The organism is Aminivibrio pyruvatiphilus, from assembly GCF_004366815.1.
In the GTDB taxonomy this organism is placed as follows: Bacteria; Synergistota; Synergistia; order Synergistales; family Aminobacteriaceae; genus Aminivibrio; species Aminivibrio pyruvatiphilus.
Genome location: NZ_SORI01000020.1, coordinates 13,909 through 30,788 on the forward strand (window position 1 = coordinate 13,909; position 16,880 = coordinate 30,788).

Annotated in this window: 13 protein-coding genes; 10 read left to right on the forward strand and 3 right to left on the reverse strand. The window is 62.4% G+C overall.

Translation table 11 applies throughout. The annotated features are described in order from the left end of the window. Positions 1-318 precede the first annotated feature (318 nt). The 6 genes from C8D99_RS12380 (at position 319) to C8D99_RS12400 (ending at position 4,512) form a co-directional block, all read left to right on the forward strand. A complete protein-coding gene (locus C8D99_RS12380) occupies positions 319-777 on the forward strand; it encodes a very short patch repair endonuclease (RefSeq protein ID WP_133958769.1) in 459 nt (152 codons plus the stop codon). Positions 778-892: 115 nt separating this feature from the next. Further along, on the forward strand, positions 893-1,048 hold the full coding sequence (locus C8D99_RS15455; protein WP_208321183.1) for a hypothetical protein: 156 nt from the start codon (positions 893-895) through the stop codon (positions 1,046-1,048). Continuing rightward, positions 1,045-1,422 carry a (deoxy)nucleoside triphosphate pyrophosphohydrolase gene (locus C8D99_RS12385; protein ID WP_133958771.1) on the forward strand — a complete coding sequence of 126 codons (378 nt, stop codon included), beginning with the start codon at positions 1,045-1,047 and terminating at the stop codon, positions 1,420-1,422. Before C8D99_RS15455 ends, C8D99_RS12385 begins: the two co-directional genes overlap by 4 nt. 31 nt (positions 1,423-1,453) lie before the next feature. Further along, positions 1,454-3,052, forward strand: coding sequence for an N-acyl-D-amino-acid deacylase family protein (locus tag C8D99_RS12390; protein ID WP_133958773.1), 1,599 nt, complete (start codon positions 1,454-1,456; stop codon positions 3,050-3,052). A gap of 141 nt (positions 3,053-3,193) precedes the next feature. Further along, the gene (locus C8D99_RS12395) at positions 3,194-3,889 is read left to right on the forward strand and encodes a PDZ domain-containing protein (protein WP_133958775.1); all 696 of its coding nucleotides are present in this window, start codon (positions 3,194-3,196) and stop codon (positions 3,887-3,889) included. 107 nt (positions 3,890-3,996) lie between these two features. Beyond that, positions 3,997-4,512, forward strand: a complete 516-nt coding sequence (locus tag C8D99_RS12400) for a DNA-deoxyinosine glycosylase (RefSeq protein ID WP_133958777.1) — start codon at positions 3,997-3,999, stop codon at positions 4,510-4,512. A gap of 505 nt (positions 4,513-5,017) precedes the next feature. Here the strand turns inward: C8D99_RS12400 and C8D99_RS12405 are convergent. Together C8D99_RS12405 and C8D99_RS12410 are read right to left on the reverse strand one after the other, a co-directional pair. After that, a complete protein-coding gene (locus C8D99_RS12405) occupies positions 5,018-6,133 on the reverse strand; it encodes a YibE/F family protein (RefSeq protein ID WP_133958779.1) in 1,116 nt (371 codons plus the stop codon). A gap of 76 nt (positions 6,134-6,209) precedes the next feature. Continuing rightward, positions 6,210-7,736: an alkaline phosphatase gene (locus C8D99_RS12410; protein WP_133958781.1), complete on the reverse strand. Its 1,527-nt coding sequence runs from the start codon at positions 7,734-7,736 to the stop codon at positions 6,210-6,212. Positions 7,737-8,841: 1,105 nt separating this feature from the next. Here C8D99_RS12410 and C8D99_RS15585 point away from each other — a divergent pair. Both C8D99_RS15585 and C8D99_RS12420 read left to right on the forward strand, forming a co-directional pair. Further along, entirely contained in the window at positions 8,842-11,619 is a 2,778-nt protein-coding gene (locus C8D99_RS15585) for an InlB B-repeat-containing protein (RefSeq protein WP_133958783.1), read from the forward strand. An 80-nt stretch (positions 11,620-11,699) separates the two neighbouring features. After that, complete coding sequence (locus C8D99_RS12420; protein ID WP_133958785.1) at positions 11,700-12,263, forward strand: sugar O-acetyltransferase; 564 nt, start codon at positions 11,700-11,702, stop codon at positions 12,261-12,263. A 10-nt stretch (positions 12,264-12,273) separates the two neighbouring features. Here C8D99_RS12420 and C8D99_RS12425 read toward each other — a convergent pair whose 3' ends face one another. Beyond that, complete coding sequence (locus C8D99_RS12425) at positions 12,274-13,581, reverse strand: MFS transporter (protein WP_166670175.1); 1,308 nt, start codon at positions 13,579-13,581, stop codon at positions 12,274-12,276. 208 nt (positions 13,582-13,789) lie between these two features. On the opposite strand from C8D99_RS12425, the gene C8D99_RS12430 reads away from it, so the two are divergent. Together C8D99_RS12430 and C8D99_RS12435 are read left to right on the forward strand one after the other, a co-directional pair. After that, on the forward strand, positions 13,790-15,706 hold the full coding sequence (locus C8D99_RS12430) for a molybdopterin-containing oxidoreductase family protein (protein ID WP_166670176.1): 1,917 nt from the start codon (positions 13,790-13,792) through the stop codon (positions 15,704-15,706). Continuing rightward, positions 15,703-16,863 (forward strand): tetratricopeptide repeat protein, encoded by a 1,161-nt coding sequence (locus C8D99_RS12435; RefSeq protein ID WP_133958792.1) that lies wholly within the window; start codon positions 15,703-15,705, stop codon positions 16,861-16,863. Before C8D99_RS12430 ends, C8D99_RS12435 begins: the two co-directional genes overlap by 4 nt. Positions 16,864-16,880: the final 17 nt, after the last annotated feature.

Genomic DNA, 16,880 nt, shown 5'->3' on the forward strand with positions numbered 1-16,880 from the left:
CAACACATCATGCCTGATTGGATGAAAGTGTCAAGGGGAGATCCGCGCTTTGTGCGCCTGAAGCCCTTGAAAGGGACAATTGCCGGACAGTCGTGGTGATGAGGTCTCTTTTGGAAGGGTACTTCCCTTCGGTGTGGTAGAACAAAAAAATTATCTGAATTCCACGGTTAACCATTCAATGATTGGAGTGGTAAGCTTACACTAATGGGGACGTGTATGGCCCTTCCCCTGCGTCTTTGGGCAGGAAGGCCGTTATTCGCTGGCCTGGTAATAGGGGGTGTGCTATGCTGCGCTTTCCAATTCTGGAAGTGGTTCTGTATGGATAGGATTAGTAAGGAGGTACGTTCCCGTGTTATGGCCTCCATACGGGGCAAGGATACCAAACCCGAAATGGCGCTGAGGCTTGCCCTGCATTCCCTCGGTTTCCGATACCGTGTGCATGTGGGGGGATTGCCAGGGAGCCCTGATATTGTCCTCTCCAGGTATAAGGCTGTCATCTTCGTTAACGGTTGTTTCTGGCACCTGCACGGTTGCGGTTATGCAAGGGTTCCCAAGGAACGGGTGGTTTTCTGGGAAAGCAAGTTCCGCAGGAACAAGGCAAGGGATGCGAGCAATGTTGAAGCTCTTCTGGCGGCTGGATGGCGTGTCTTAATCGTCTGGGAGTGCGCATTCGGCAAAAAAGGATCTCGGGAAAGGGACTCCCTCCTTTCGGAAACCGCTGACTGGATACGTTCGAGTGAAAAATACAGGGAAATCCCGCATTTCCCTCCTGAATGAAACCAGGTTTTCCCCAGATTTGGGTTTGGTGCCCCTCTTTGATCATGTTTCCTCTGTCTTATTCTTATTTTAAGGGCATCTTTTCATCGGGAAAGTCGAATCGGAAAATGGCATCGTGCTTCCCTTCACCTTTGTGGGTACTGGTAAGCTTGAGAACCCGAGAAAAACTGATAATCCAAGAGGTTCGTTACTCTTTGATATCTGGATTGACGAACCTCTTCCCGACTACCTTCAATACGATTTCGGCCTCTCGAAAGGAATGGACTCATGATCGAAGTGGTGGCAGCCCTTATCCGGAACGGGGATAAATTCCTGATCTGCCGGCGTCCGGCGGACAAGGCCCGTCCCCTGCTGTGGGAATTCGTCGGCGGGAAGGTGGAGCCGGGCGAAACGGCCGAGGACGCCCTGGTCCGGGAATGTCGGGAGGAGCTTGCGGTGACCCTCTCGGTGGGGGGAGTGTTCATGGACGTGGTCCACGAGTACCCGGACATTACCATCCACCTGACCGTTTTCAACGCGTCCATTGCCGAGGGGACGCCCCGGAAGATCGAGCACAGCGACATCCGCTGGATCACCCCCGGGGACATCCCCCACTACGAGTTCTGCCCCGCGGACGCGGATATCCTGGAGCAGCTGATGGCCTGAGGCCTGAAGAAAATAGAGCGGAGGTACTGCGGTGGCTGATTTTGACCTTGTGATACGGAACGCGCGGATAGTGGACGGGACGGGGACGCCCTGGTACAGGGGCGACGCGGGGGTGCGGGACGGCGTGATCGAGGCCGTGGGGACCCTTCCGCCCGGAGTGCCCTGCGCTTCGGAGATCGACGCGGGGGGCGAGGTGCTGGCTCCCGGTTTCATCGACATGCACACCCACAACGATTTCCTTCTGCTCGGGGATGGTGCGGGGGCGTCCAAGCTCAGGCAGGGGGTCACCACCATCCTGGTGGGGCAGTGCGGCATCAGCGCCGCCCCCATCCGGGACGAGCGGGTGTCCCTCCTGGATGCCTACACGGGCTTCATCAGGGCGGGAGTGACGCCGGAGTGGAACTGGAGGTCCTTCGCCGAATACCTTGACGTGCTGGATGGGCTGGACCTCGGGCTCAACGTGGGGTCCTTCGTGGGGCACGGGACGATCCGCCTGAACGTTCTGGGATTCGAAAACCGCCTTCCCTCGCCGGACGAGCTGCGGGAGATGAGGGAGATGGCCCGGGCCGCTCTGGAGGAAGGGGCCTTCGGCATGACCAGCGGCCTGATTTATCCTCCCGGGGTGTACTCCGCTTCCGGAGAGGTGGAGGAGATCGCCCGGGGGCTGACGGAGCGGCGGGGGCTGTATCTTTCCCACATGCGGAACGAGTCGTCCGGGGTGGTGGAATCCGTGCGGGAGACCATCGCCGTGGCGGAGAGGGCGGGAATCCCGGCGCAGGTCCTCCATCACAAGGCCACCGGGCGGGCAAACCACGGAAAGGTGAGGGAGACCCTTGCCCTGCTGGAAGAGGCCCGGGCGCGGGGGGTGGACATGACCGTGGACCAGTATCCCTACACCGCCGGCAGCACCACCCTCCGGAGCATCCTGCCGCCGTGGGTGAACGAGGGCGGCCTGGAGAAGCTGATGGAGCGGCTCCGGGATCCCGTCCTCCGGGAGCGCATCCGGCAGGAGATCCTGACGACGGACGGCTGGGAGAACATGCTGATGAGCTGCGGCGGCCCGGAGGGTGTCCTGGTGGCCTATACCCCGGAGACGCCGGAATTCGAGGGGAAGAGGCTGCCCGAAATCGGGGAGATGACGGGCCGAGATCCCCTTGACGCCGCCTTCGAGGTGATCCTGGCGAACCGCGGCTCCGACACGGCGTGCTACTTCCACATGGACGAGGATGACGTGAAGTACGTGCTGGCCCATCCCCTGGTGATGGTGGCCTCCGACACGATCCCCCCCGCGCCGGGGGCGAAGTGCCATCCCCGGACCAACGGGGCCTTCCCGAGGGTCCTGGGCAGGTATGTCCGGGAAGAAAAGGTGCTGGGCCTGGAGGAGGCGGTGCGGAAGATGAGCGGCTTCCCCGCGGCCCGGCTCGGCCTGCAGAAGAAGGGGCTGGTGAAGCCCGGCATGGATGCCGACCTGGTGCTCTTCAACCCGGACACTGTGAGGGACGGCGCCACCTTCGAGGATCCCTTCGGGGAGCCGGAAGGAATTTCTTCTGTCTTCGTCGCCGGGAAGGTCGCGGTGAAAAACGGTGTTTTCACGGGAGCGACGGCGGGGAAAGTGCTGCGGAGGAGCTGAAACAGTCGCCATATCTTCCCGGGTTTTTCGGCCTCCGGGGACAATCGATATGGTTTTTCGGTTGCCGGGGGCTGCGGGGTGGTACTATCTCTAACGGCAGGGTTATTTTAGACAACTTTTCTTTTTGAGGGAGGCAATTCAATGAAAAAATTCACTTTCCTTGTCCTTCTGATGGCTCTTTTCTCCACGCCCGCCATGGCAGCCACAATTTATACAACCACCATCAACGAGACAACCATACCCCGGGTTCAGGACGTTATTCTGGAAATCATGATGGGGAAAAATTTCTATATCGACGACGTGGACGCCAACAAGGTCATTGTCGGCAAAAACTTCGGGGACGGCATTTGGGTTCCGACAACCTTCTGCAAGGTCAAATTCAATTTGCTCGAGAGAGACGGGAACGTGAAAGTGATGGTCACCCAGACAGACACGGTCGGGGTCGTTTCGAGACAGCGTCCGATTGACCATCTGGTCCCCTTTATCCAGGAAATCAAAAACACAATTGACGGCACTCCCGTTGCGCACATTTCCAGCGAAGCCGTCAATCAGCTCCCCGGCTCCGGAAATGTGCGGGAAAAGGCCCTTGGAATCCGCCTGGGAGCAAAACTGGAAAATGGCCATATCGTCATCAAGGACATCGATTCAGCGAGTATCGCCGCCGATGCCGGACTCGTTGCCGGAGACCGTATTGTCGAGGTGAATGGACGCCCGTCAAAGGATTTTGACGTGAACGCCCTTCAATCGTATCTTGCAAACAAGTCCGCCCAGAAATCCGCAATCTTTCTCGTGTATGCGAGAGACGGAAAGGAACATCTGGTTACCCTGAAAGAGTGAGGCAGCCCTCCTTTCGGGAAGACCCGGATAATCGGGCTCCCGGGCTTGATTTTCGCATGTTCCGGAGGCAGAGGAATGACTAATGGCACCATACCGGGGAGGCTGCGGTGAATCCCGTCCGCAGCTTCCCTCCTTCCGCCCGGCCCGATGCGGTGGTTCTTCTCCTGGGGAGCATGCCGGGAGAGGCGTCCCTGAAGGCCGGGCAGTATTACGCCCATCCGCGGAACGCCTTCTGGCCCATCATGGAGGCCGTCCTGGACATCCGGCGGGACCTGCCCTACGTCGAGCGTCTTGCCGCCCTGGCGGAGAGGCGCATCGCCCTGTGGGACGTGCTGGCGTCCTGCGTGCGGCCCGGGAGCCTGGATTCGTCCATCCTCGGGTCCACGGCGGTGCCCAACGACTTTCCCGGTTTTTTCCGGAGGTATGCCCTTATCCGGACGGTGTTCTTCAACGGCGCGAAGGCCGAACAGGCGTGGAAGCGCTCGGTGGCGCCGTCCCTGCCTGACGTGGGCCTCCGGCTCGTCCGCCTGCCCTCCACCAGCCCGGCCCATGCCGGCCTGAGCCTGCAGCAGAAAATTGACGCCTGGCGTGCGGTGGCCGAGGCGGCGGAGGTGTTGTCCTGAGGGCAGGTTGTCATCCTGAGCGAATGCGAAGGATCTCGGGCCTGAGTCTCTCCTGAATCAAAAGCGAGATCCTTCGGCCAAAAGGCTGGCCTCAGGATGACAAAAAAGGGTTGTCATCCCGAGCGAATGCGGAGGGATCTCGGGCTTGAGTCTCTCCTGAATCAAAAGCGAGATCCTTCGGGCGTGATGCTGCCCTCAGGATGACAAAAAAGGGTTGTCATCCTGAGCGAATGCGGAGGGATCTCGGGCTTGAGTCTCTCCTGAATCAAAAGCGAGATCCTTCGGCCGAGATACCGGCCTCAGGATGACAAAAAAGGGCTGTCATTCCGGGCGAATGCGATCGATTTGCTCGTTCGGGACGACAGGACCAGGTTGTCATCCTGAGCGAACGCGAAGGATCTCGCAGTTGGTTTTCAGGAGGCCCGAGATCTTCCCCGCAGGGGAAGGATCTCGGCCCGGAAGGAATTTAGATTGCCTGCCTGCAGCTTAAACCATCGCTCCCGGTTTATCCGCGGTCCCTTCCCGTGAAGAGCCATCCGCCGGCCAGGGCGGTGAAGGGGGCCACGGTGACCAGGCCGAAGCTTCCGACGAGGGTGTGGAGTATTTCCGCCGAGACGTACTGCATGTTCAGGATGTTGGCCAGGGGGACGCCCTGGGCGACGAAGACCAGCAGCAGGCTGGAATAGCTGCCCGTGTAGGCCAGCAGCAGCGTGGTGGTCATGGTTCCCACCACCGATCTGCCCACGGCGAAGCCGGACAGGACAAGCTGCCTCCGGGAGAGGTCCGGCCGCTTCTCCGCGATCTCGGCCATGGCGCTGGATACGTCCATGGCGAGGTCCATCACCGCCCCGGAGGACGCCAGGAATATCCCCCCCAGGAAGATGCGGGTCAGGTCGAGGTGGGCGAAGCCGCTGTAGAGCAGGGTCTCCGAGAAGGGCTTCACAGCGCCGTGGATGCGGAATTCGCTGCCGAAATAGAGGGAGAGGCCGCAGGTCAGCAGGATCCCGAGAGCGGATCCCAGGAAGGCTGCCGTGCCCTTGCGGCCGACCCCGCCTACGAGAAAGACGATGGCGGCGGTGAGGGCAAGGGCGGTAAAAAGGGAGATGAGCACCGGGTCAAGTCCGGCGAGGTACCCGGGAAGCAGCACCTTCCAGATCATGGCGCCGGTGAAGAAGAAGGAGAGCAGGGCCCGGGCGCCCGTCCACCCGCCGAAGAGAAGGAGGAGGGCGCAGAAGAGGGCCAGCAGCCGGAGCTGGGTGTCCAGCCGGTAATGGTCCAGGACGCTGGCCTTGGCGATCCGCCCGGCGTCAGCGTCCACCACGGCAAAGGCAATGTCGCCGGGAACGAAGACCTTGTCCAGCTCCAGCCGACCCGCCAGATGGTTCACAGCGTCGGTTTCCGTTCCCCTGAAGCTCCCTTCCAGGATCCGGATGCGGAGCCCCTGGTCACCGGTCCGCACGATGCCGAACTGCCGCATGTTCGAGTTGTCCGTCGACAGGATGCGGACCTTCACCCGCTCCGCCGAATCGGGAGCCTGTTTCCAGGAGGGAAGAAGGAAGAGGGCCAGGGTGAGCAGCAGAAAGAGCAGGGTCAGCAGGTGGTCCCGCCGTTTCGATTCCATGAAATAACCTCCCCAATTGAAAAAGACCGGAGGGAGTCGCCTCCGCCCGGCCTTGTGGTGTGAGTTTCCGGTGTGTCTACCGCACGCCGAGGATGGACATGGTCTTCCAGGCGACGTCCGTGTTGTCGTAGTATCCGGCGAAGAGTTCGGAGCCGAGGCCCGCTGCGAAGAGAGGAACGGGGATGCCGGTGTGGGCGTAGGAGGTCCAGCCGATGCCGGCCTTCCGGTTGAGGATGTGGGTGATCTTCACCGAGAGGGGCTCGTAGCCGCCGTAGAGCAGGAAGGTGGCTTCGTCCTTGGCCCGTTCCTTCTTCTCGAGCATGCTGTTTTCAAAGGCCGCGCGAAGCTCACCGAGTTCAAGTTCGGAGAGGGTCATGGAGAGGGCGATCCGGGCTTCGTCATCGCCGGCCCTGGCCTTTTCCTCGAGGGCGGCGCGTTCTTCGGGGGTGGCGGTGCGGAGCCCGAAGGATCCGGTGATGAGGGGCATCATCTTCTCGAAGGTCTTTTCGCTTTCCTTCCGGAAGGCGGCGATCTTCCTGTCGAAGGCCTCGTAGGACTCCTTCTGATGGGCGATCTTCTCGAAGAATGTCTCGTACTCAGTGCCGGCGAAGCCGATGCTCATGCCGCCGGTCTCATGGTCTCCCACGACGATGATCAGCGTCTCGTCAGGGTGCTTCTCAGCGAAGGCCAGGGCTTCCTTCACGGCCGCGTCGAAGGCGAAGGTGTCGCCGATGGCTGCAGCCGCGTCGTTCGCGTGGCAGGCCCAGTCAATCTTGCCGCCCTCGACCATAAGGAAGAACCCTTCAGGGTTGTGGAGCATCTCGATGCCCTTGCGGGTGAACTCGGCGAGGGAGAGTTCCTTATCCGTCCGGTCCATGTCGTAGGGCATGGCGTTGCTGCCGTCGAGGACCGGGTTCACCGCTATGACCTTCGTGCCGGGCTGCGCCGAGAGGATGTCTTCCCTGGTGCGGAGGACCTGGTAGCCCTTCTCTTTCGCGATTTCGTAGAGGTCTCTGCAGTCCTTGTCCTTGCCGGTGCTCTGATGCAGGCCGCCGCCGGCGAAGAAATCAAAGCCGCTGTCGATGAGCTGTTCCCCGATGCCGTAGTAGTCGTTCCGGGACGGGACGGAGGCGTAAAAGGCTGCCGGGGTGGCGTGGTTGAGTGACACGGAGGTGAGAACACCGACTTTCATTCCCTTGGCGCGGACCATCTGGGCGACGGTGGTGAACTTCTGTTTCTTGGCGGGGTCCATGCCGATGACGCCGTTGTCAGTCTTGTAGCCCGCGGCGAGGGACGTGGCCGCGGGTGCCGAGTCGGTGATGAAGGAGTTGGTGGAGTAGGTGGTGATCATCCCCTGCACCGGGAGGCCGCTCAGGGCCAGCTTCTTGATCGCGGGCTCGCCGCCCGTCCTGTTGACGGAACCGTTGTAAACCTCCGCCGCGTTGACCTGCTGGAGCCCAAGGCCGTCGCCGATGAACATGAAAACGTACTTTGCCTTCCGGCCGCTCCAGTCGTTGCCCGTCCCGGCCGCCCAGGCCGCCGCTGCCAGCGTCAGCAGGACAAAGAGCGCCAGTCCTGTTCTGTTCCGAAATGATCGTTTCATAGTTTTTCCCTCCTTGAAGTATTTGACGCCATTATCCGGAGAGAGCGTTACGGATGAAGCGCGGAAGTGTATCGGGGGTGTAAAAAGTTGGGGGATGGAAAGAGGGGGACGAACCGGGCGGAGAGTTGTCCCGCAGCGGGGGAAGGGTCTCGGTTGCATTTGAAAACTCCCTGAGCAAGATTGTCATCCTGAGCGAATGCGAAGGATCTCGGGCTAAGGCCTTCAGAATCAAAAGCAGGTCCCTCCCCCCCTGCGGGGATGCTTCGCTATCACTTCGCTCGTTCGGGACGACAGGGTGTAGCTTGTCATCCTGAGCGAATGCGAAGGATCTCGGGCTAAGGCCTTCAGAATCAAAAGCAGGTCCCTCCCCCCCTGCGGGGATGCTTCGCTATCACTTCGCTCGTTCGGGACGACAGGGTGTAGCTTGTCATCCTGAGCGAATGCGAAGGATCTCGCTTCTGAGGAAATCCAGAACCTACCCCGAGATCCTTCCCCTTCGGGGACGCGATCGGCCAAGGGGCTGGCCTCAGGATGACAAAAAAGAGTCTTCATCCCGAACCCCGGCTTTCATCCCGAGCGAATGCGATCATTTCGCTCGTTCGGGACGACAGGGTGTAGCTTGTCATCCTGAGCGAATGCGAAGGATCTCGGGCTTGAGTCTATCCAGAATCAAAAACGAGATCCTTCCCCTTCGGGGACGCGATCGGCCAAGAGACCGGCCTCAGGATGACAAAAAAGAGTCTTCATCCCGAACCCCGGCTCTCATCCTGAGCGAATGCGAAGGATCTCGCTTCTGAGGAAATCCAGAACCTACCCCGAGATCCTCCCCCTTCGGGGGCGCGATCGGCCAAGGAGCTGGCCTCAGGATGACAGGAGCCGTAAATCCCGTCTCATGAGGACAGATGTTGTAAAGCTGATCTTACCCGCCCCTGCTCCACAGTATTTTTCCGGCACTTTGTGCCCTCTCGAGGTTGACAGGCCGGGAAGGGCACCATATTATCAACTGGGCTGAAACGCCCGATTGTTTTCACTCCTTCGAAGATGCAGATTACGATGCTGTTTACATCCCAGTGCTGAACAGGCCATGAAGGGAGCTGCGAACAGAATGTCCTCTTCCGGTCCTCCTGCCCGCCTTCTCCGGTATTTCCTTCCATTGTTTCTCTGTCTTTGTGTCCTTGCGTGTGCAGGCACTCCGGCCCTGGCCGCGGTCTGGCATGTGAGGCCGTCCGGTGCCGGAAACGGGTCGGACTGGGAAAACGCTACCCCGGATCTCGCGGCGGTTCTGAAGAACGCCCAGCCGGGAGACGAGATCCGGGCGGCGGAGGGAGTCTATGTCCCCTCGTTCGACAGGGACGGGAACCCGGTGAACGGCGCGGCCCGGACCTTCGCACTGAAGAGCGGCGTGAAGCTCCTGGGCGGTTTTCCGGCTGAAGGAAGCCCGTCGCTGCAGGACAGGGACCCCAGGGCATTCCCCACGGTCCTCACCGGGGACCTTTTCGGAGACGACCAGGTCGATGCCGAAGGAAAAGCGGTCCTTATCGGTCAGAACGCCTATCACGTGGTGTATGCCGCCGGGGTGGACGAAACGGCGGTGCTCGACGGCTTTGTCATTTCGGGAGGCAGGGCGGACGGCCAGGGTGAAGACGCCATGGGGGGCGGAATGTACTGCATAAATGCCTCTCCGGTCATTGAAAACTGTGTGTTTCGGGGGAATGCCGCAAAGGCCGGCGGCGGGGGAATGTACAATTCCGCTTCCAGTCCGTACGTCAGGAAATGTTCCTTTCTGGAAAATACATCTTCCGGCAGCGGAGGGGGCATGTTAAACTCCGCCTCCGATCCTGTTGTGGAGGACTGTCTTTTCCGGAATAACTTCATCTCCGCTCCGTCAGGGTCGGCATACGGCGGAGGGATGGCGAATCGTTCGGCCTCCGCACCGTCGGTGAAAAACTGTGCCTATATCGGAAACAGCGTGTACTCCGCCTCCGGTTCCGGCTACGGCGGCGGGATGTACACAGCGGCGTCCAGTACCGTTGAGGCAGTCAACTGCACCTTCAGCGGGAACGAAGCATCGGCGGCCGGAGTAGGAAAAGGCTACGGCGGGGCTTTCTACGTGACGGGGTCAGGTTCCTCTCTTGTGCTGCTGAACTCGACACTTTCGGAAAATAACGCCAAGAATTCCGGAAGCAGTTTGTATATCGACGGCGGTTCCGTAACGGCGGCAAACAGCATTTTCTTCGGCAGCGATTTAGTGCAGGTGAGGAAACAGGCAGACGGTTCCCTCGCGCTCCTTTCCTGTCTTTACCGGGCCGGAAGCGTAACAGGGACGGGGATTGTCTCGGAGAATATACTTTTCGGCGATCCGCTCCTTGGAGAGCCGGCGGACAACGGCGGCTTCAACCCCACCATGGCTCCCGGGGAAGGGAGCCCCGCCCTTGATGCCGGTGTGGGTCCCGGAGAGGTCAGCTTCAACGGCGGAGTCCTCGTCATTCCGGACAGGGACCAGCGCGGGAAGGAGAGGCCGGGCGGCGGGGCTGTGGATATCGGGGCCTGCGAGATCCAGTGGTATTCCCTCTCGTCTTCCGCCTCGGGAAACGGCGAGGGGCACGTGGCGGTTTTCCCCGAAGCAGCGTCCTATGTCGAGGGAACGGAGGTCACTCTCTCAGCCCATCCGGCGGAAAGCTCCCTTTTCACGGGGTGGGATGGGGATCTGGCGGGGACCGTAAGTCCGGCGACGCTGGCCATGGACGGCGACAGGACGGTGAGTGCCGCCTTCGCCCTTAAAACCTTTACCGTAACCACATCGGCAGGCCCGGGAGGAAGTGTCTCTCCATCGGCGACGGTTCAATGGGGAGGCTCCGTCACGGTCACCGTCACCCCGGACAGCGGCTACGCCGTCGCCGGGCTGCTGGTGGACGGAGTGCCTGTGGACGCCGCTTCATCCTATACCTTTAACGATGTAACGTCGGACCGGACCCTTGCCGCCTCCTTCGCGGCGCTGAATCCCGGCGGCCCCGGTGACCCCGGAGACCCCGGTGACCCTGGTGACCCCGGTGACCCCGGAGACCCCGGAGACCCTGATGACCCGGGGGAACCGAATGAACCGGACGAACCGGACGAGCCGGATGTACCCGAAGAACCCAATCCCGCCGGGCGAATCGTCATCCGCCAGGAAAGCGTCGCTCTGGATGCCCTCCTTTCGGGAACCATCACGGTTCCGCTGCCCGGGGGAACTGCCCCCGGCGATTTTTTCAGGGTGACGTCGGCGGACATTTCGGACATCACCCTGCGCTCGTGTTCTCCGGAAGAGCTGGGGGAGGGCCGGCCCGGGGGGATGCTCTGCGCCGTTTCCTTCGAGATAGGGGCTTCGGTGCCGCCGGGGAAGACGGGGATTCTGGCCGTGGACCTGGAGATGGCGGTCCCGGAGGAAAGCCTCTCCGAAGAATGCCGGCTGGCCATCGCCGGGGGAGAGGAGACCCTGAGCCTCGCGGAGGCGTTTCTGGAGCATGTCTCCATGGTGAAGATCCTCCCCGAAGGAGGGTACGATTTCGGAATCCTCGCGAAGAAAAACGGCTTCGGCGCCGATCCCCTGGACTTTTTCACGGTGGTCCGGGATGAAGGAATTTTCAGGGTGGGTGTGCGGCTTCTCCTGGCCGACGGGGCAGCGGAGGACGTGCCGTCCGTGCAGGCCGTGTCGCGGGAAAGTGACAGCCGCTTCCTCGTCTTCGACGGGGAACGGGACGGGAGATTCAGGGATCCTGTGGCGGCGGCCGAAAGGGAGGACGGCGGAGTGTATCCGGCAGGCAGGGGAGGGTGCTCTGCCGTGAACCACGGCGGTTATGCCCTGTTCATCCTTCTGCCCCTGCTGCTTCTCGCCTGGAGATAGATCCGGTTGTGCTCCTGTCCTGTACAATCGGGGGAGGGGAGAACACCCGCCGATTCTGGAGAAAGAGGGCTGAGACCGTCATGACGGAAAGAACCGAACTGGAGAAAATGCTGGCCGGAGAGCTCTACGACGCTTCCGACAGGGAGCTTGCCGGTATGAGGGAGAGGGCCCGGGACCTGTGCCGTCTCCTGAACGCCTCGCCTGAGGCCGACGGGAACGGGAGGCGGTCCCTGTTCATGAGCCTCTTCGGTACCGGGGGGGAGACGGTGAACGTCCAGCCCCCCTTCTTCTGCGATTACGGCGTCCACGTCTTTCTCGGGCAGAAGGTGTTCTTCAACTTCAACTGCGTCATCCTCGACGTGTGCAGGGTGACCATCGGGGACTATTCCATGTTCGGCCCGGCGGTGCAGATCTACACGGCGGCCCACCCCATGGAAGCGGAGGCCAGGCGGGGCAGGGAGTTCGGCAGGCCCGTCACGGTGGGCTCCGATGTCTGGGTGGGCGGAGGGGCCATTCTCTGTCCCGGGGTGACCGTGGGCTCCCGGTCCGTGATCGGTGCGGGAAGCGTGGTCACCAGGGACATCCCGGAGGGAGTCTTCGCCGCGGGCAATCCCTGCCGGGTCATCCGCCAGGTTTCCCCGTGACGGGAGAGGGTCAGTTTTTGCCCGCTTCCCCCGTGTCCGGTGCGAGGGGCTCCCTTCCCAGGGGGCGCAGGGCGAGAAGGCTCGCCGCCATGGCGACGGCCACCACGGTGAACCCGGCGAAGTAGCCTGCGGCGGTGAACGTGCCGGGCGCTTCCCCCGGAAAATGGTCGATGATGATGCCCGTTCCCCACTGGAAGGCCACCGCCGACAGCACGGCGGTCATGTTCATGGCGCCGAAGACGGCACCCCGCTCTCCCGGGGGGGAAACAGCGGTGATGGCCGCCAGGGAGAACACTCCCCGCATCCCCGAGGTCATACCAACGGTGAAGGCCGCCAGGCCGCCCACCCACACCGCCCCTCCCCACCCCGCCGCCGCGAGCAGCAGAAACCAGCTCAGCGCGTTGGCCGCGCTGACCTTCCGTATGATTCCCGGCAGTCCGGCGGGGGAGACAACCACGCCGCTGGTGAAGACGGGGCCCAGCATCATCCCCACGCTGACCAGGGAACTCCAGAACCGGGCAGACCCCGGTGAGGCATTGAAGGCAGCGGCAAACCACGACACGCCCCACAGTCCCTGGAAGGTGAGCAGGGAGGCCGAGGAGATCGCCCAGAGGGTCTGGAGAGCCCGGACCCTGCGGTTTTTCATGATGAACAGAATGGCCTGCCCTATGCCGGGGAAGATGGAGAACAGGCTCCTGGCTTCCTTCCCCGCGGCGGAAAGGCGGATGGGGTCGGCAGGGGCCCTGCGGGCAAGAACCAGCGCCATGGCGAGGGGGATGGCCGAGAGCAGGGCGAAGGTGCCCGTCATGCCGAAGGTGTCCACGGCGAAGCCCAGAGGAGCCACGGACACGATGGCCCCGAGGCTGGACAGCCCCATGTTGATGGCCGCGTAAAAGCAGTACCGCTCCGGGGGGAAGGCGAAGGCCTGGAAGACGAGTACGGCGGAATACATGGGGGCCACGCCGAATCCGGAGAGAAGCCGCCATGCCCCCAGGGTGAAGGGGGTCCTCACGAAGGTGAGCAGCAGGCATGAACCCGCCGTGAGGAGCAGTCCGGAGATAACCACCCTCACCGGGCCGTACCGGTCGTGAAGAATGCCCGAGACGGGCTGCAGAAAAGCGTAGGCGTAAAAGTGGACGCTCGAGATGAAGCCGATCATCGCCGCGCTCATGCCGAGCCGCTCCCCTTCAAGGGGCAGCACCACGGAGGCGGAGATGCGGAAGAAAACGGTCAGGAAGAAGGAGCCCACCAGGAGAAGAAAGAGGGGGAAAGATGAATCGGAAACCAGGCCGCGGACGGTGCTTTTGGATAATGACACGGGGGACTCTCCTTTGCTCCAGTCAATTTGGTGAACAGCATACCACAGGTCAGGTCGGTCCAGAAGAGGGCGAAAAGTCCCTGAATCCGAAGGTCCCGGCGGCGCTCCCCGCTGCCTGCGGGGATTCAGGAAAGACCGGAAAAATGACCGTCCCCTCCGGAAGGGGGGAATGGTAATATTGATTCAGACCGCACCGAGGAGGAGAAAAATGAACGCCCCAGCCTGGAAAACCTCTGCCTGCCCCTACGACTGCCCCGACGGATGCGCCATGCGCGGCCGCTTCGACGGGAATGCCGTGACCCTGGAACCGAACCCCGCCCTTCCTTATTCCACCTTCCTCTGCGAAAAGGGAATGCGGTGGGCGTCCCGGGCAACGAGCCCGGCCAGGCTGTCCTCTCCCCTTACCCGGAAGGGAGGGGAGCTCGTTCCCGTCCCGTGGGAGGAGGCCCTGGACCTCTGGGCGCAAAAGATCCGGGACGGGGTGGAACGGCACGGCCCCCTGTCGGTGATGTACCTCTCCAGCGCCGGCTCCCTCTATTTCTCCAAAAAGCTGCTGCCCCACGTTTTCGCCGCCCTCGGAGGGTACACCACGAAAAAGGGGAACCTCTGCTCGTCGGCGGGAAGCCTCGGTTTGAAGGAAACCTTCGGCGAAGTGCCCGTCGTCCGCTCCGAGGAAGTGGCGGACCATTCACGGGGAGTGCTGTTCTGGGGACGGAACGCCCTGGAGACCCACGCCCACGTGGCTTCGGTACTGAAAGCGGTGCGGGGAAGGGGCGGGGAAACGGCGGCCCTCGAAATCCGGAGCACCCCCACCACCCGTTCCGCCGACCGGTGGTGGAGGCTCGACCCCGGGGGCGACTGGGCCCTGGCGGCATGGATCTGCCGGAGGCTCCTGGACGGGGGGAAAGCTGTGCCCGGCTGGCAGGACCGCACGGCCAACCCGGCGGAGTTCGCGGCGGCGGTGAATTTCCTGGACTGCGGCGCCCTTCTCTCTGCGGCGGGGATGACAGCGGACGGTGCGGAAGAGGTCTACTCCTGGCTTCTCCGCTTTTCTCCCGTCACCCAGTACCCTGCCTTCGGAGCCCAGCGGTACCTCCACGGCGACGCCCAGTTCCGGTGGATCGGCGCCCTTGCGGTGCTCCTGGGGGGATTCGCGGACAAGGGAGCGGGGCTTGCCTTCAGCAAGGAGGAGATGGCCCTCTTCCCGGAGCGGCTGAAGCCGGTTTCCCCGCAGACCAGGGCCCTCTCTGTCTCGGGGTGGCCCCTGGAGCTTGACGGTCTCGAGCCCCCCGTGGAGGTGCTCGTGGTGTCCGCAGCCGACCCGCTGCGGCAGAACCCCGCCACGGATCTTGTCCGCAGGGCCTACGAAAAAATCCCCTTCACGGTCTGCGCCGATTTTGTCCTCTCCGACACGGCAAAGGCCTCGGACCTGGTGCTGCCCATTACCACCTTCCTCGAGGAAGAGGGAGACTGGAAGGGCTCCTACTGGCACAGCTACCTCGTCCGCAGCGAACGGGTCCTTCCTCCCCGCCCCGGAACACTGGACGAGACGGAAATCTATACCCGCCTCGCGGGCAGGCTCGGCCTTTCCTGCGACCTGGTTGCCATGAAGAAGGAAATGGACAGGGAACTCCTGGCGTCGCCCCTGCTCGAGTCCGTCGGCGGCGGGGTCTACCGCTGGAACGAGCCGCCCTGCCGGCTGGACGGGGGACGGAAGGCCCTGCTGCCCACGGAGGTTCCCGGAATGTCCCGGGGGCCGGAAGGGTATCTCCGGCTGGTGACGGTCCACAGGAAGGAATACATCAACGGCCAGAGCTGGGACGCTCCCTGCGCGGGCGGCCTTCCCAGCCTCTCGCTGAACCCGGCCGAAGCCCGTAAGCGCGGAGTGAAGGACGGCGACGAAGTCCCGGTCCGGAACGCCCGGGGAGGCAGCCTGGCCGTCCGGGTGGCGGAAGACCCTTCCCTGGGCGAGGGATACTGTATCCTTCCCCAGGGAACGAAGGGCGTGAATCTGCTCACCGATCCCCTGATCAGCCCGGGGTGGGGTGCGCCCTTCGCCGAGAGCTGGATCGAGATCGGGCAGGGGAAGGAGGAGCGCGCGGAAAACGATCGACCCCGGAAATGAAGAACAGAAAAGGAGCTGATCCCATGGGAAAACGAGCGATACTCCTTTCCGTCCTTGTCTGTGTCCTGGTGTTTTCGGCAGCGGCATGGGGAGCGGGGCCGGAGGATTTTTTCAACGCCGGAATGAAGGCCGCCGGGGCGGGCGACTGGGAACGGGCCGCCGTTGCCCTGCGCCGGGCGGTTTCACTGAAGGAGGATTACCCGGAGGCCCATTTCAACCTCGGGGTTGCCCTGTCCGGCCTGAAGCGGTTCGGGGAGGCGGCTGTATCCTACAGAAGGGCCACGGAGCTCAGGCCGTCGTATGCCCCCGCATGGAACGGCCTCGGCGCGGCCTGCAGGGAGCTGGAGCAGTTCGAGGAAGCCGAGGCGGCCTTCCGGAAAGCCGCTGAAACAGACGGGAAATACTGGGTACCCCACTACAACCTCGGAGACCTGTATGCCGCCCTAGGAAAGAACGACCGGGCAATCGAATCCCTCAAGCACGCCGTGAACCTGTCACCCCGTTCCGTGGAACCCCGGCTGAAGCTCGGTGCGGTCTACGCCTCGCTGAAGCAGTACGGGAACGCCCTTCCCCAGTTCGAGCAGGCCCGGGAGATACGGCAGGACATTCCGGAAATCCATTATTCCGAAGGCATCTGCCATGCCGGGCTGCAGAACCAGGAAAAGGCCGCCGGGGCCTTCCGGCGGGCCGTGAAGCTCCGCCCCGTCTACCCTCTGGCGTGGTACAACCTGGGGGTGTCCCTCTTCAGCCTCAATCGGCAGGAAGAGGCGGCAGAAGCCTTTGAAAAGGCGGTGGAGCAGGCTCCCGAATATCCCTATGCCCACAATAACCTGGCCAGGGTCTACCTTGGGCTGAACAGGGTTCGGGAGGCCAAAAAGGCCGCCCTGGAGGCCGTCCGGCTGGCGCCGGAATTCGCCATGGCCCATTCGAACCTGGGTTTTTGCCTTATCGGCGAGAAGAAGTACCCCGAGGCCGAAAAATCCTTCTCCGAAGCCCTCCGGCTGGCCCCCGGCTACGCCGACGCCCATTACGGGAGGGGAGTTGCCTTTGCGGGAATGGGAAAGAAGGACGGCCTGAAAAAAGAAGCGGAAATCCTGAGAACAATCGACCCCGAAAAGGCGGACCGGCTGGAGGCCATCGCCTCGGGGATGAAGTAGCCCGAAAAGGAGGCCGT